Consider the following 14,002-nt stretch of genomic DNA (forward strand, 5'->3'; position numbering starts at 1 on the left):
GTGGTGAAGGTACCGTGAGCAACCCTCAGCATGGATGGGCCGTTCCGCCGTCACCGTCGCGGTCCACCAACCGCGCCGCTGTCATTCTGGTGGCGGTCGCCGCACTGCTGATCGTCGCTGTGGTCGTGGTCGGCGCGGTTGTGGTGCGCAAGAGTCACATGAATGTCATTTCGGGTAACGCGACGGCGGCGGGCGCCGACTCCGGTACCAGCCCCGCGGGCGTGACCGCCACCGGAACGGTCCGCGTCGGTGATTCGAATGCGAAGGTCGTCGTTCGAGTGGTCGCGGACCTGCAGTGCCCCGCGTGTAAGCAATTCGAGAAGAGCAACGCGAAGACTTTGGAAGACGCCGCCAAGAACGGCACCGCGATCATCGAATACGACGTCATCTCATTCTTGGATCGCGCCTCCAGCACCCAGTACTCCTCGCGGGCCGCAAATGCGTCGTATTGTGTTGCGGGACAAGACCACTCGAAGTATCAGGGCTGGTTCGCCGCGATGTTCGAGCAGCAGCCCGCCGAGGGTGGTAGCGGCCTGCCCGACAGCAAGCTCATCGAGATCGCCAAGAATGCCGGCTACACCGATCCGTCTGTCGCCCAATGTATTACCGATCGCAAATATGACACCTATCTCCGTGACAAGACCAAGCGGGTCCTCAACGGTGAGGTCAACGCCACTCCGACCGTCTTCGTCAACGGTAAGAAACTCGACTCCGGCCAGCTGTCCAACGGACTCGAGGCCGCCATCGCCGCTGCGCGCTAGTCCACGGACAGCGCGTAGGTGCGCGCCGCGTTTCCGTAGGCGATCGCCGAGACGAGTCGTTCGGCGTCGGTGAGGGTGATGATGTCGTCGGCGATCCACTCGTCGAGCAGGCAGCCGAGGCCGTGGCGCCACAGTAGTGCGCCGAGATAGTGCAGCTCCGGGAGCCCGCAACCGTCGGAGGAGTACAGCATCGCCCGGAACGGTGCGAGTTCGAGTGCTTCGGCGAGTACGGCCTCGGCTCGTCGTCCCACATACGGAATGGTCAGGCCGAGGTCCAGATGCACATGGTCGAAGAGATGGGCGAGATAGGCGGCGTTGCGGTGGAACGGCCAGCAGTGCAGCAGCATGACCGATAGCCCGGAGCCCGCGGTGGCGTGAAGGAAGTCGGTGAGCAGCAGCGGATCGGCGCAATTCAGCCGCAGATCCGGATCGCCGAATCCGGTGTGGATCTGCAGGGGCAGGCCGAGCTCGGCTCCGATGCGAGCGCCGAGTCCGACAAGCCAGCCGAGCGTCACCGGGTCGGTGAGGCGCAGTTCCTGGGTGATCGTCGACGGCGGTGTTTCGGTGCGTGGGAAGTCCAGGCCACAGCGGTAGGCGACGATTGTCTTGAGGCCGACAGCATTTCGGGCCCGACCACGCAACGCGGTCTCGACATCCTCGAAGGGCCTTTTCGCCGAGGCGACTTCGGTGATCACCTGCTCGGCTACCTGTTCGAGCCGGACGATCTCGCACACCTCGCCAGGAGCTAGGGCGGCGAATTCTGCTCGTCCACCGCCGAATCCGGTATCGAGAAACCATCGGGTGGTGCCTGCGGCGCGCAGCAGTCGAGTGGTTGCCTCGCGCCAGCCGAGGTCGGCCCTGCGCGCCAGATAACGCTCCGGATCCGCATGCGGTTCCAGGTCGAGAACCGGTGCGCACCAACGCCTTACCGCCAAACCGATCGATGAATCGAAGGTGCCGCGTTGTCCTTCACCCAGGAGTCGCTCGAATCCGGGGCGGTCCAGATCCGCGGCCACGACGCCGTGACAATGGTGATCGGTGAGCGCGACACCATCGGTGAGCACGCTAGAACCGCCAGCGGGTGAGTTCGACCACCTTGGCCGGACTGATATCCCGATAGCGTTCGGCCTCGGCACGACGCACGGTGAGCAGCGCATCATGCAATTCGACGCCGAGTGCCTCAGCGAGCACCTTGGAGTCCGCGAGTGCGTCGGCGGCCTCCATGGAACCGGTCGGCAACCGCCGCACACCCGACAGCAGGAGTTGCTCGGCATCGAAACCGACCGGATCGCCGGAGATTTCGGCGGGCAGCCGCAGTTCTTCGGCGACACCGGCGAGTCCGGCGGCAATAACCGTACCGACGATCAGATACGGATTACCGGTCGCGTCGAAACATTTGACCTCGGCATTGGCCGCCCAGTCCGCGGTGCCCCGCAAGCCGGTGATGAAGCGCAGCGCGGACTCCCGCGTCTCCCGGCCCCAGCATTGCCAGACCCCGGCCCAGCGTGAGGGTTGCAGCCTGAGGAAACTCGCCGGATTGCCCGCGCCGACCGCGACCAAGGCGGGTAGCTCCCGCAGCACACCCGCCAGGAACGCCTCGCCGGCGGGACGCATGCCATAGGGGCCGTCGCCCGTGGCCAGGAGCGGTCCTTCGGTGTCGTGTAGCGAAAAATGCAGGTGCGCACCGGAACCCGCGCCACCGGGCTCGATACAAGGCGCGAGCAGTGCGCGCCAACCGTATTGCGCGCTCACCTGCCGGATGGTGTGCCGCACCAGGATCACGTCATCGGCGGCCGCGACCGGATCATTGGGTGCGACGGACAATTCCATTTGCGACAGAGCGTATTCCGGGTGGAACTGATCGACGGCGATCTCCTGGCGCTCCAACGCCGCGACGAGATCGCTGGCGTATTCGCCCACCTGGCTCAACCGGATCATGCCGTAGGCGGGCCCGTATACCGCTGGGACGAAATCGTTGCCGACATCCCCGCGCCCGACCGCCCACTCCGTCTCGAACGCCATCGACAGCCGCAGACCGACCTGCTGGGCGGCCTGTGCCTGCCGGGTCGCGAAGGCGCGCTGACAGGCGACGAAGCGGTTGCCGTCCAGGGTGAACTTATCGGCGGGCGCCCAGGCCCACCCCGGTTGACAGGCGAGTTCGGTCAATCGCGACAGGTCGGGAATCAGACGCAAATCGCCATCGGGCCCGCCGATATATCGTCCGACAGACATCAGATCATCGAAGGTGAACGTCTCGAAACAGGGCGACACCCCGATACCGAACCTGGCAGCATGCGCCAGCCGACCCTTCGGCACCGTCTTCACCCTGGTAATTCCGGCATTGTCCACAAAAGTCAGTGCAACCATATGGGCCTCGAGATGCCCGATCAACGCATCGTGGGCACCCTCGGCCGGTATCCGATCCGGCATGGTGGGCATAACCCCAAGATAATCTGGCCCCGGCCGCTTCGGCACAGACTCGGCCCACCTCGTCGCATCGGGTTATCCGGCCAATTCGATGGCCGGCACTTCGCGGCTTATGGTCGACCTGTCGGGACCAGAGGCACCCGGCCAGCCACCTCGGTCTTTCCTACGACAGATCCTGAACGAGATCGATGGAATTCAGCGAGCGGATCTATCACGAATAGGCCATGCCGTTGTCAGCGAGAAGCCATCCGCCGCGTGTCGCAGCGCATGGACGCGTGTCCGAAAGCGGTAAATCTCACCTTTGGCGTCAAAATTGGCCGATACCAACATTTTTCGTGCACTATCGTGTCAAATTTCAAATGTATCAACGGTGTAGATGGCCGATACCCCTAGGCAGGAGAGCGCGCGTGCCCCGTGAGATTGATTCCGCTGTCTTCCCTCACCTGGATGCGGACCTGGACCGCGTCCGTGATGTTCTCGGGCCCGTGCGGTTTCGAGGTCGGCCCGAGCTGACCGCACTTACTGATGAGGGGCCGGACACGTCTCGTCGGCTGGTGCGTCCGACGTTGACGTTACTGTCGTACTACCTGCTCACCGATCCCGCGACCCCGGCCGACGACCGGGCGGTGCGCGCGGCTGCCGGGGTGGAGTTGCTGCATCTGGGGTCGTTGTATCACGACGACGTCATCGATCACGCCGATCAGCGCCGCGGACGTCCCAGCACCAATGCGGTGTGGGGTTCGCACATGGCCGTGCTGGCTGGGGACTGTGTGACGACCTCGGGCACGCGCATGCTGGTGGAACTCGGCCAGCGCGAGGTTTCCGCGGCGGTGATCGCGAGCGAGCAGATGTGCGCGGGGATGGTGCTCGAGGCCGCCGATGAGTATGTGGCCGCTCGCAGTGAGCACTCCTACCTGGAGTCGATCGGCGGTAAGACAGCGGCGTTGCTGTCGTTGGCGTGCCGGGTCGGCGCGATGCAGGGCGGCTGCCGCGACGAGCACGTGGAGGCGTTGGCCGAGTTCGGTCGATATTTCGGGCTGGCATACCAATTGTGTGATGACATCCTCGATTTGACTTCGACCGCCGAAGAAATGGGTAAGCCGGTCAACACGGATCTGTTCGAGGGCATCTACACGTTGCCCGTGATCCGTGCGGCTGTTCGCGACCAACGACTTGCCCGCCTGCTGGGTCGGCGAATGACGCGTGCGGACGCCGCGCGTGCCCGCGAGCTCGTGATCGCCTCGGGTGCCGTGGATGAGGCACAGGCGGTCGCAGAGGAATTCATCGACCAGGCCCAGGATCAGCTTGCCGCTGTGCCCGTTGACTCTCGGGTTCGCCACGCGATGATCGGTTATGTCCGGTCGGTACTCGACCGGCGAACTTCCCGCCCCGTCGTTTCGGGGCCTTCGACACAGCCATCCGAGGCAGGGGGCGAGCCGGTCTCGCCGCAGGCCATATCATGGCTGAGGAACTGGATGGCAGATACCGGCCTTGTCGCCTCTCCGGCCGAGTTCGACCAGGATCACCGGTGGTCAGGAGTGTTCCGGCTGCCGGCGCAACCCTTCTTGGCCCCCGCGGACGCAGACCATGAACAGGCCTTCACCGCCATGGCTGCGCTGCTTGCCGTGTGGGATGATCTGTTCGATGATCCACGGCTGAGGGATCCAGAAGCTGTCAGCGCGCTGCGGCATGGACTGGCGGCTGTGCTGCGTCAGGATCCACGGGAACCGGGGAAGCCCGGCGCGATCGCGACGGCATGGGCGAGTGTGTGGCCGCGCCTGCGCGAGGGCCGCACCATCGAGTGGCAGGAGCGGTTCCTCGACAGCGTCGAGGCGTGGTTCGAAGCCTGCGAACGCGAAGCGCACCATCGCATCAACCGCTACGTCCCCACCACCGCCGACTGGCTCCCGCTGCGGAACTCGACCGGTGGGTTCGCCATCGCTGCCGCCCTCCTGGAGGTGCGCCAGGACTGGGAACTGCCGTCGACACTGCGGAACCACCCTGTGTTCCGCCGTCTCGAGGAACTTCTCTTCTGGGTGGCCCTGGCGGAGAACGATCTGGTGTCACTGGATCGGGACGAGGCCGACCATATCCCCTACAACCTGGTCAGGGCCATCCGGCAGGAAACCGGGTGCACCCGTGGTGCAGCCATCGAGCAGGTGCAGCGTCAGCTGACCGAGAAACGCGCTCGGATCGACGCCGTGATCCGCTACTTGCCCGCACTCCTGCGCGTACTTCCCGGTCTATCCGGCCGCAGGAAGGAGTACATGTCGCTCTACGAGAACATCAGGGACGCGGCGTTCACGGCGCGTCACGCCGACCGGTACACGCAGAGCTCGGATGCCGCCGCGCCGGACTTGGAACGCTTGCGCCGTGAGGTCTACTACCCCGCTGCGGATTCGGCTCCCAGCAGGGCGTAAATCCTGCCGCCGAAGCATTTTCTCCGCTCCGGCGGCTCTCCGGGCCGGCGCACCGGTTCGAGGGCCGGTGCTATCTGCTCAGGATAAGCATGGGCAGATAAGCACGGGCACTGGCAAGTTGAGTCGGTAACCGCCCCGGCTGAATTCGGTCAACCACGCAGCGCTTCCCGTGTCGCGAATTGGCTGTCGCGGCACGGGTTTTCGTCGTTGCTTGGTAACATCCGAACGGATGCCGGGCCACTGCATCCGCGGCAGCAAGGGGCGATGATGGAAGTGGAGAACGTCCACCACTCATACGGCAGGCGGTCGGTGCTGCGTGGTATCGACATCGTGCTGCCTGTGGGGACGCTGATGGGCATCGTCGGTGAGAACGGGGTGGGGAAGTCGACGCTATTGAAGGTCCTTTCCGGAGGGCTGCGACCGGACCGGGGCACGATCCGGCACCGTGGACGGTTCGGTTACTGCCCGCAGCAGGTGATCCTCAACGACGCCTTCACGGTCCGCCAGCATCTCGACTTCTTCGCCGCTGCCTATGCCGTTGCGGATCTGCGGCGGGCCGAGGAGACCATGGAGATTCTCCGGTTCTCCGAGTACCTCGGCGAGCGCGTCGCGACGCTGAGCGGCGGCACCCGCCAGAAGCTCAACCTGACGTTGGCGGTGATGCACGACCCGCAGGTTCTGCTGCTCGACGAGCCCTACCAGGGTTTCGATTGGGAGACGTATCTGCGTTTCTGGGATCTGGTCACCCAGTTCCGTGACAGCGGCCGGTCGGTTCTGGTCGTCTCGCATCTGGCCCACGACACCGACAAGCTGGATCAGGTGTGGCAGTTGCACGACGGGGTCCTACACGACAGACAAGAGAAGGCTGGATGAGCAACGGTTTTCGACTGTTTCTGATCGCCACCCGCTACGGCCTCATCGAGCACGCACGTAACCGGTTCGCCATGCTGTTGGTGGCCGCCTTCGTCCCCATATTGATCACTCTGGTGCACGTGGCCGTCACCGACATCGAGGTGCCGTTCCGGCTCCGGGACACCGGTCTCGTGCTGCGGGCCAATGGCAATGAACTCGCCCAGATCAGCGTCGCGCTGATGGCGGTCTCACTGATCATCGGGTTCATGATGTTCGCGGCGACTTTCAGCAGTGGAGCGTTCGACCGGCGACTGTCGATGGCCGGGTATCCTCGGGTCGCGCTGGGGCTGGCGAAGATCGCCTGCCTGGTGGTGGCCTCCGTGATTGTCTGCGCGTACGCCACCGCGATCATCTGCTGCTACTGGTCGCCTCGGCAGCCGGGCCTGCTTGCCGCGGCGCTTTTCGGCGCGGCGATGACCTACGGGGCACTCGGTGTCGCCCTCGGTGCGCTGCTGCGTCGCGAGGTGGAGGGTATGTTCGCCATCGCGATGATCAGCTGCGTCGATATGGCCGTGCAGAATCCCATCGCCAGCGTCGGGGCAGACAGCGATCTGGTGCGCTGGCTGCCCTCCTATGGGGCAATGCAGGCTTCGACCGCGGCCGGATTCTCCGATGCCACGCCATTTGTGGGCTTCGCCGTGCAACTGGCCTGGTTCGCCGTGAGCGCCCTCGTCGGACTGATCGCTTTCCATCTGCGGACCCGCTCGTCTCTTCGACCTCCGATGTGGGTCCGCATCTGTGGACCTCGCGTCCCATGGCCGACGAAGTCGGCGAAGCACTGAGGGCGCAACCCGCGCGATGCCACGCTGAACCGCGCGGGACACCCCTGACTTTGTCGGCTGTGGGGCTTACGGAGCGATAGGGGCCGGTTCGTCGGCGTGGTCGTGGATCTCCCGCCACAAGCGTTCCAAGTCCGGCGCCGCGGAAGCGGAGTTCGGCTCGTACCGATCGCTATCACGTCCCCACAGCGCCACATTCGTGATGTTCTCGTATATCTGCGCGTAATCCTTCCTCCTGCCCGACAGGCCGGGAAGCACGCGGATGAGTCCGGGGATGTAGCGGATCACCGCCTCGAGTTGGGCGCGATGCTCCGCCGCCTGGCGCCGCACCTGCTCGACGGCTTCGCCAGGGGTGCAGCCGGTTTCGTGACGGACCGCCCGCACCAAGTTATAGGGGACTTGGTCTGCCTCGTCCTGATCCAAGCCCACCAGGTCGTTCTCCACGAATGTCACCCAGAAGGCGAGTTCCTCGAATCGGCGGATCACGGGATGGTTGCGCAGCTTGGACGGCAGTTCGCTGTCCTGGTACACCTCGATGCAGGCGAGGGCGATTTCGATCCCACTAGTCGCGATCCGCAGCGGCAGGTAGTCGGCGGTGGCGGGGATGTAGCCGTTGATGCGATGGTGCGCTTCGCGTTCAGCCGCTTCGAACCACTCCTCGAGACCGTTGAGGAACCGCTCCTGCCAGCGGGTGGTCCGGCCCGCGCGCAGACGCGGCCACACACTCGCCCAGGCCGTTGCGATCGCGCCGGGCCGTGACGGCGCCTGCGGGTCCTGGCGCACCACCGCCACCATGCCGCGCCGCAGCGCGGTGACCGCCTCCGGGTCCTTCAGTTGCGGATCCTCGAACAGGTCGTCCCACACCAGGGTCAGCACGGCCATACCGTAGGTTGTCTGTTCACGTGCGGTGTCCGCTGCCGGGGTCAAGGTTTGTGCCGGGAGCTGGATCGCGCCTGTCCACCGGTGGTAGTCGGCCTCGGCGGCAGTGCGGGCAAGACCGGTGTCCAGCAGCCAGTTTCTCAACCATTGCGCGACGTGTGGCGGGAGCCCGGCACCGCGGGCTCGGGGCTGCGTCGCGCGCGGGGCGACGGCGGGATCGGAAGGTCGCCGGTCGAGGATGGACCGGGCGTAGGCGGTCATCGCGTCGCGGGCGCGTCGGTCGACGGGCACAGCGGCAAGTCGACCGGCGGCCTGGTCCATGAATTCATCGGCCATCGCCTGTGCTTCGTCCACGGCACCGGAGGTGATGACGAGTTCGTGGGCCCGCGCGACTTGCTCACGCGTCATTGCTCTGCGTAGCAGTCGGACAAGGTTCTCGTCGCGGGCGGCCGCGCGGATCACAGGAAGTGTGTAGATGCCCTCGGGCAGATCCGCGTTGACGGGCTTGCCCATTTCTTCGGCGGTCGAGGTCAGGTCAAGGATGTCGTCATACAGCTGGTATGCCATCCCGAAATGTCGCCCGAACAGGGCCAACGCCTCTTCTGCATCCTCGGGGCGCCCGGCTTGCATCGCACCGACCCGGCATGCCAGCGAGAGCACCGCCGCCGTTTTACCGTCGATCGCGTCCAAGTAGGACTGCTCGCTGCGGCAGGCCACATAGAGGTCGGCGGCCTCGATCACCATGCCCGCGCACATCTGCTCACCCGCGATCGCCCCCGCGAGAACTTCCCGCCGGCCTAGTTCGGCCAGCATGCGCACGCTCGCGAGCATCACGGAGTCCCCACCCAGTACCGCCATATGCGAACCCCACACCACATTGGCACTGGGGCGGCCGCGACGCTGGTACGCGTGATCGACGACATCGTCGTGGTAGAGCGAGCCCAGATGCAGCAATTCGACGGCAGCCGCGGCGCGCACCACCCGGTCGTCGGCCGGGGTCGCGGGATCGGTGAGCAAGTAGTACGACAACAGGGTCAAAGTGGGACGAACCAAACGGCGAGAGGTATCCGGACCCTCGTCGGTGAGTGCGGTCAGCTCAGGCCTGCCCGTCAGTCGAACAGGTCCTAGAACTGCACGGACGCGGTCCAAGTCCGCATCCAGATGTGGGAAGACAGCTGAATCGATTTCACGTGGCACGAGGGCACTCCTGACTGGTTACATCGGGTCATCTGCAACACCATCGATCAGTGGAATTGGACCTCGAATTCGCGCGGAAGATGTTGGTATCGGCCAATTTTGGTGCGGTCATGGCAGGGCTGGCCATCGTCCGAGATTGTGCGGCCCACGTTTCGAAGAAAAGGATGGGTGTCGCCGCGCCAGAGATCGGCATAGGCAGAGCCGCCACGATTATTCCACAGCGAAAGTTATGCCCCACTTCGCTTCCGCCACAAGGGATTTAGCTGTCCGCGTCTGTGACTGCGGTTGCCGTATTGGTCCTCGATATGGAAGTACTCCGGGTGGCCGTTGACGTAGTCGTTGAACTGCTGCTGGTCCATACCCTGGCTTTGGGCATCTGCCAGCAGCCGACGGTGTTCGAAGCCGGCTGTTGTGTTGGTTCACCGCCACGAGTGCGATCAGCTCGACGAGCGCGCGTTTGATCGCTTGGTCTGGTCGACCGAATTCGCATGCGAGTCACAGGATGTCGCGAGCTGATCACATACACCCGCCAAGGTCTCGAACTGGTTCTTGACGAGGTCGGCCTGCTCGAGCGACTGCTCGGTCTCCGGGCTCTGCTGCGCCTCGATCATTTCAGTAATGGCCTCAGTTAATTACGTGTGGGACTGAGGTGGTTTACCGTGGTCGGGAGCTGTTACGTGGTGGGGTGGATGAACTCGCCGCCCTGTACGTCTGATGCGAAGGCATCCCATTCGCCGGGGGTGAATATCAGTGCTGGGCCGGTTGGGTTTTTCGAGTCGCGGACGCCGACTTTGTCTCCGTCGAGCCAGGCCACCTCGACGCATTGGGCGCTGCCTTCGCTGTAGCTGCTCTTGAACCAGTTCACCCCGGATAGGTCAACGCTCACGACGCTCGTGCTCCTTCGCTACCTGCCGCAACAGGTTTCTGCTTTCCACCTCACCCAGGCATGCATCCTGGATGGCCGTAGCAAGCTCACTATAGAACCGCACGTCCTCGGGCTTCTCGAGATATAGATCTTGTGCGGCTCCGCCGTCGATGAATACCACGGGAGGCTCGACGGGTTCTCCTTTGGCGCAACGCTCGAACCCCAGGATGATGAACGAGCTGTAGGGCGTCCCCCAGGTCAAACCGGCCCTGAATGGATGTATCCGCAATGTGATGTTGGGGCGCTTGGACATTTCGGCGAGGTGCTTCAGCTGCGCGGCCATGATGCTGGGTGTGCCGATCACCCGGTGAAGCACCGACTCGTGCAGTATCACGTCCAGCTGGATCGGGTTCGTCTTGCGCGTGACGAGCGCTTGCCGTTTCATCCGGTGCTCGACGCGCCGGTCGACGTCCTCGGGATTGGTGAATTTGGGGAATGCACTGATGATTGCGCGCGCGTAGTCGGCCGTCTGGAGTAGGCCGGGGACGTGTTGCTCATGGTAGGTGGTGAGTCGGCGGGCGGCGGCTTCGAGCCCGACATACATGTTGAAGGCGTTGCTGAACAGGCCACCGTATACGTGATACCAATTCTTGAACCGGGCTTGGGTCGCGAGATCGACTGCGGCCCGTGTGTCTTCGCGTCCAACGTCGTATACCTCGCACAGCGCCTGCACATCCTGTCTTTGAACCTTCTGAATCTGGCCGGTCTCGATGCGCTGGAGCACGGCCCTGGAAAGGTCGACCAATTTGGCGGCTTCGGCGATGGTGAATCCGGTTGCTTCGCGGCGGTCGCGAAGGAACCGTCCGAGCTGGCGGCGCGGCAGGGTTGACGATGGGCCATCCTCTTCGGTGCTGGTCACGGGGTCTCCTGGAATCGAGTCATGTCGGAGCGGAAACAGAGCCTGTTGTCATCGCGGAACCGAGTCCCGTTCTGGCGCTTAGTCCCTCGGTCCCCGGGAGCAACGGCGCACGATCTGACTGATCGGTATCGATCAGGTGATGGCCCGCAATGTCCACCGCGGTACCGGAGTGGAGTCGAGCCGGTGCGAAATCTGGAACCGGCCGCCAACCGCGGAAACCCGCTGTGGCTGCACCGACGAGCGGTTCACCCGCCGTCGTATGCAAGGTATTGCCTTGTCAAGGCTGAGAACTCAGGCCGTGCTGAGCTGATATGCCGGTGGTCAGTGCGTCCGCGGCTGCGTATGCGGCGTCCACTGCCGCCCGTCGAACCAGCGCACGACGCCGGGGTTGGCCGGATCCGGATACCACCCCGGTGTCAGCGATGGTGCGGGATGGTTCGGTCTGCGAGATCCGGACTGCACGATGAGCAAGACGAGTCCGACGCCCACACCGACGACCACCAGTGCCGCGATCAAGAGCAGCAGGAGTTCCATGCGGCAAGTATGGACGGGCCGCCGGTCCGCGCCGTGGCTGGAACCGCTTTCGCACCGGTCAGTAGGCTGTCACCTATGACGGTAGGGACGACGACCGGCCAGGATATCCGCGAAGCGGTGCACGATGCGGCGCGGAAGGCTCGGGCGGCTTCGCGGGCGCTCGCGCAGTTGACCACGGCGCAGAAGAACGAGGCGCTGCATGCGGCGGCGGATGCGTTGCTCGCGGCGGCCGATACCGTGCTCGCCGCCAATGCCGAAGACATCGCGGCCGCGCAGGCGGCGGGGACCGAGGATTCGCTGCTGGATCGGCTGCGGTTGACCAAGGCGCGTATCGACGGTATCGCCTCGGGGTTGCGCCAGGTGGCGGGGCTGCCCGATCCGGTCGGCGTGGTCGTGCGCGGGTCGACGCTGCCGAACGGGCTGGAGATCCGTCAGGTCCGAGTGCCGCTCGGCGTGGTCGGCATGGTCTATGAGGCCCGCCCGAATGTCACCGTCGACGCATTCGGACTCGCGCTCAAATCCGGCAATGCGGCGCTGCTGCGCGGGTCCTCCTCGGCCGCGCATTCCAATGCCGCACTCGTCACCGTGCTGCGGGAAGCCCTTGTCGCACTGGATATTCCGGCAGATGCGGTGCAGTTGCTGCCCAGCCATGATCGCTCGAGCGTGACCCATCTGATCCAGGCCCGCGGCCTGGTCGACGTGGTCATCCCGCGTGGCGGCGCGGGCCTGATCAATGCCGTGGTCCGCGACGCCCAAGTACCCACCATCGAGACCGGTACCGGCAACTGCCACGTCTACGTGCACGAGGCCGCCGATCTGGACATGGCCGAGCAGATCCTGATCAACGCCAAGACCCGCCGTCCCAGCGTGTGCAATGCCGCCGAGACGGTGCTCATCGATGACGCGATCGCCACCGCCGCCGTGCCCCGGCTGATCGAGGCGCTGCAAAACCACGGCGTCACCGTGCACGGCGATCTGCCCGGACTGGTGCCCGCCGACGACAAGGACTGGGGCGAGGAGTACCTCACCCTCGATATCGCGCTCAAGGTCGTCAAGAATCTCGATGAAGCTGTCGAGCACATCAACACCTGGGGCACCGGCCACACCGAGGCCATCGTTACCGCTGAACTTGCCGCGGCCCGCGAATTCACCAGCCGCGTGGATGCCGCCGCCGTCATGGTGAACGCCTCCACTGCCTTCACCGACGGCGAGCAGTTCGGCTTCGGCGCGGAAATCGGCATCTCCACCCAGAAGTTGCACGCCCGCGGCCCGATGGCGCTGCCGGAACTGACCTCGACCAAATGGATCGTCTGGGGCGATGGCCAGATCCGCCCGGTCTAGATTTCGTTCGGTGTAAGAACCGCCGAGTGCTTGCATCGAAGCCTGCCGTAGCGTTGGAGGTGGGTTTCGATGGAAGGACGCTACGTGGGTACCGAAAGCGCAACGCAGGACCCGATCTTCACCTCGGTCGACGATGTGATCCAACGACTGGCCACCACCGGGTACCTGGCCGATAAGGCGACAGCGACCTCGGTATTCCTGGCTGATCGGCTCGGTAAGCCGCTGTTGATCGAGGGTCCAGCCGGTGTCGGCAAGACCGAACTGGCCAGGGCGGTCGCGCGGACCGTGGACGCGGAGCTGGTGCGCCTGCAGTGCTACGAGGGCGTCGACGAGGCCCGCGCACTGTACGAGTGGAATCACGCCAAGCAGATTCTGCGGATCCAGGCGTCCAGCGAGAATGACTGGGAAGAGACCAAGGCCGACGTCTTCACCGAGGAGTTCCTGCTGTCGCGGCCGCTGCTGACCGCGATCCGCCGCGCCGATCCGACCGTGCTGCTCATCGACGAAACCGATAAGGCCGATGTCGAGATCGAGGGTCTACTGCTCGAGGTGCTCAGCGATTTCGCGGTCACCGTCCCCGAACTCGGCACCATTACCGCCAGTCGCAAGCCGTTCGTGGTGCTGACCTCCAATGCGACGCGCGAACTCTCCGAAGCGCTCAAGCGCCGCTGCCTCTACCTGCACCTGGACTTCCCGGACGAGGAACTCGAGCGGCGCATCCTGGCCAGCCGGGTGCCGGAGCTGTCCGCCACGGTCGCCGCGCAGTTGGTGCGGATCGTGCACGTGCTGCGCGGGATGCAGCTGAAGAAGCTGCCGAGTGTCGCGGAGTCGATCGACTGGGCACGCACCCTGCTCGCGCTGGGGCTGCAGGATCTCGACGACACCACCGTGCGCGCCACCCTCGGTGTCGTGCTCAAACATCAGGCCGACCACCAGCGCGCGCTGGCCGAGCTGAAGCTCGCCTGAGC

At 64.7% G+C, this 14,002-nt stretch carries 13 protein-coding genes and 1 pseudogene; 6 read left to right on the top strand and 8 right to left on the bottom strand.

What is annotated here, in order from left to right:
- Nucleotides 1–14: 14 nt before the first annotated feature.
- Nucleotides 15–761 (top strand): DsbA family protein, encoded by a 747-nt coding sequence (locus tag ACW2Q0_RS10890; protein WP_457188779.1) that lies wholly within the window; start codon nucleotides 15–17, stop codon nucleotides 759–761.
- Here ACW2Q0_RS10890 and ACW2Q0_RS10895 read toward each other — a convergent pair.
- Together ACW2Q0_RS10895 and ACW2Q0_RS10900 are read right to left on the bottom strand one after the other, a co-directional pair.
- Entirely contained in the window at nucleotides 758–1,825 is a 1,068-nt protein-coding gene (locus ACW2Q0_RS10895; RefSeq protein WP_457188781.1) for an amidohydrolase family protein, read from the bottom strand. The genes ACW2Q0_RS10890 and ACW2Q0_RS10895 overlap by 4 nt on opposite strands.
- 1 nt (nucleotide 1,826) lies before the next feature.
- Complete coding sequence (locus tag ACW2Q0_RS10900) at nucleotides 1,827–3,200, bottom strand: glutamine synthetase (RefSeq protein ID WP_457188783.1); 1,374 nt, start codon at nucleotides 3,198–3,200, stop codon at nucleotides 1,827–1,829.
- Nucleotides 3,201–3,595: 395 nt separating this feature from the next.
- Here ACW2Q0_RS10900 and ACW2Q0_RS10905 point away from each other — a divergent pair, with 395 nt between their 5' ends.
- From ACW2Q0_RS10905 to ACW2Q0_RS10915, 3 genes are all read left to right on the top strand, one after another.
- A complete protein-coding gene (locus ACW2Q0_RS10905; protein WP_457188785.1) occupies nucleotides 3,596–5,608 on the top strand; it encodes a polyprenyl synthetase family protein in 2,013 nt (670 codons plus the stop codon).
- A 264-nt stretch (nucleotides 5,609–5,872) separates the two neighbouring features.
- Nucleotides 5,873–6,481 (top strand): ABC transporter ATP-binding protein, encoded by a 609-nt coding sequence (locus tag ACW2Q0_RS10910; RefSeq protein WP_457188787.1) that lies wholly within the window; start codon nucleotides 5,873–5,875, stop codon nucleotides 6,479–6,481.
- Complete coding sequence (locus ACW2Q0_RS10915; RefSeq protein ID WP_457188789.1) at nucleotides 6,478–7,302, top strand: hypothetical protein; 825 nt, start codon at nucleotides 6,478–6,480, stop codon at nucleotides 7,300–7,302. Before ACW2Q0_RS10910 ends, ACW2Q0_RS10915 begins: the two co-directional genes overlap by 4 nt.
- Nucleotides 7,303–7,368: 66 nt before the next feature.
- Here the strand turns inward: ACW2Q0_RS10915 and ACW2Q0_RS10920 are convergent, their stop codons facing one another.
- The 6 genes and pseudogenes from ACW2Q0_RS10920 to ACW2Q0_RS10945 form a co-directional block, all read right to left on the bottom strand.
- Complete coding sequence (locus tag ACW2Q0_RS10920; protein WP_457188791.1) at nucleotides 7,369–9,375, bottom strand: polyprenyl synthetase family protein; 2,007 nt, start codon at nucleotides 9,373–9,375, stop codon at nucleotides 7,369–7,371.
- A gap of 227 nt (nucleotides 9,376–9,602) precedes the next feature.
- Nucleotides 9,603–9,767, bottom strand: a pseudogene (locus ACW2Q0_RS10925) (GH-E family nuclease); the annotation flags it as partial.
- 45 nt (nucleotides 9,768–9,812) lie between these two features.
- Complete coding sequence (locus ACW2Q0_RS10930) at nucleotides 9,813–9,986, bottom strand: hypothetical protein (RefSeq protein ID WP_457188793.1); 174 nt, start codon at nucleotides 9,984–9,986, stop codon at nucleotides 9,813–9,815.
- A 62-nt stretch (nucleotides 9,987–10,048) separates the two neighbouring features.
- The gene (locus tag ACW2Q0_RS10935) at nucleotides 10,049–10,261 is read right to left on the bottom strand and encodes a DUF397 domain-containing protein (protein WP_457188795.1); all 213 of its coding nucleotides are present in this window, start codon (nucleotides 10,259–10,261) and stop codon (nucleotides 10,049–10,051) included.
- Nucleotides 10,251–11,159: a helix-turn-helix domain-containing protein gene (locus tag ACW2Q0_RS10940; RefSeq protein WP_457188797.1), complete on the bottom strand. Its 909-nt coding sequence runs from the start codon at nucleotides 11,157–11,159 to the stop codon at nucleotides 10,251–10,253. Before ACW2Q0_RS10940 ends, ACW2Q0_RS10935 begins: the two co-directional genes overlap by 11 nt.
- A 321-nt stretch (nucleotides 11,160–11,480) precedes the next feature.
- The gene (locus ACW2Q0_RS10945) at nucleotides 11,481–11,693 is read right to left on the bottom strand and encodes a DUF2510 domain-containing protein (protein WP_457188799.1); all 213 of its coding nucleotides are present in this window, start codon (nucleotides 11,691–11,693) and stop codon (nucleotides 11,481–11,483) included.
- A 75-nt stretch (nucleotides 11,694–11,768) separates the two neighbouring features.
- Between ACW2Q0_RS10945 and ACW2Q0_RS10950 the strand changes: the two genes are divergently transcribed.
- Together ACW2Q0_RS10950 and ACW2Q0_RS10955 are read left to right on the top strand one after the other, a co-directional pair.
- Nucleotides 11,769–13,034 carry a glutamate-5-semialdehyde dehydrogenase gene (locus ACW2Q0_RS10950; protein ID WP_457188801.1) on the top strand — a complete coding sequence of 422 codons (1,266 nt, stop codon included), beginning with the start codon at nucleotides 11,769–11,771 and terminating at the stop codon, nucleotides 13,032–13,034.
- A gap of 69 nt (nucleotides 13,035–13,103) precedes the next feature.
- On the top strand, nucleotides 13,104–14,000 hold the full coding sequence (locus ACW2Q0_RS10955) for an AAA family ATPase (RefSeq protein WP_457188804.1): 897 nt from the start codon (nucleotides 13,104–13,106) through the stop codon (nucleotides 13,998–14,000).
- Nucleotides 14,001–14,002: the final 2 nt, after the last annotated feature.

The sequence above is a fragment of the Nocardia citri genome (genome assembly GCF_054065835.1).

Bases quoted from the DNA above. Each gene is read 5' to 3' on its own strand.
- ACW2Q0_RS10900 (WP_457188783.1), bottom strand. From the start codon at position 3,200: ATGCCCACCATGCCGGATCGGATACCGGCCGAGGGTGCCCACGATGCG.
- ACW2Q0_RS10915 (WP_457188789.1), top strand. From the start codon at position 6,478: ATGAGCAACGGTTTTCGACTGTTTCTGATCGCCACCCGCTACGGCCTC.
- ACW2Q0_RS10930 (WP_457188793.1), bottom strand. From the start codon at position 9,986: ATGATCGAGGCGCAGCAGAGCCCGGAGACCGAGCAGTCGCTCGAGCAG.
- ACW2Q0_RS10950 (WP_457188801.1), top strand. From the start codon at position 11,769: ATGACGGTAGGGACGACGACCGGCCAGGATATCCGCGAAGCGGTGCAC.
- ACW2Q0_RS10955 (WP_457188804.1), top strand. From the start codon at position 13,104: ATGGAAGGACGCTACGTGGGTACCGAAAGCGCAACGCAGGACCCGATC.
- ACW2Q0_RS10945 (WP_457188799.1), bottom strand. From the start codon at position 11,693: ATGGAACTCCTGCTGCTCTTGATCGCGGCACTGGTGGTCGTCGGTGTG.
- ACW2Q0_RS10910 (WP_457188787.1), top strand. From the start codon at position 5,873: ATGATGGAAGTGGAGAACGTCCACCACTCATACGGCAGGCGGTCGGTG.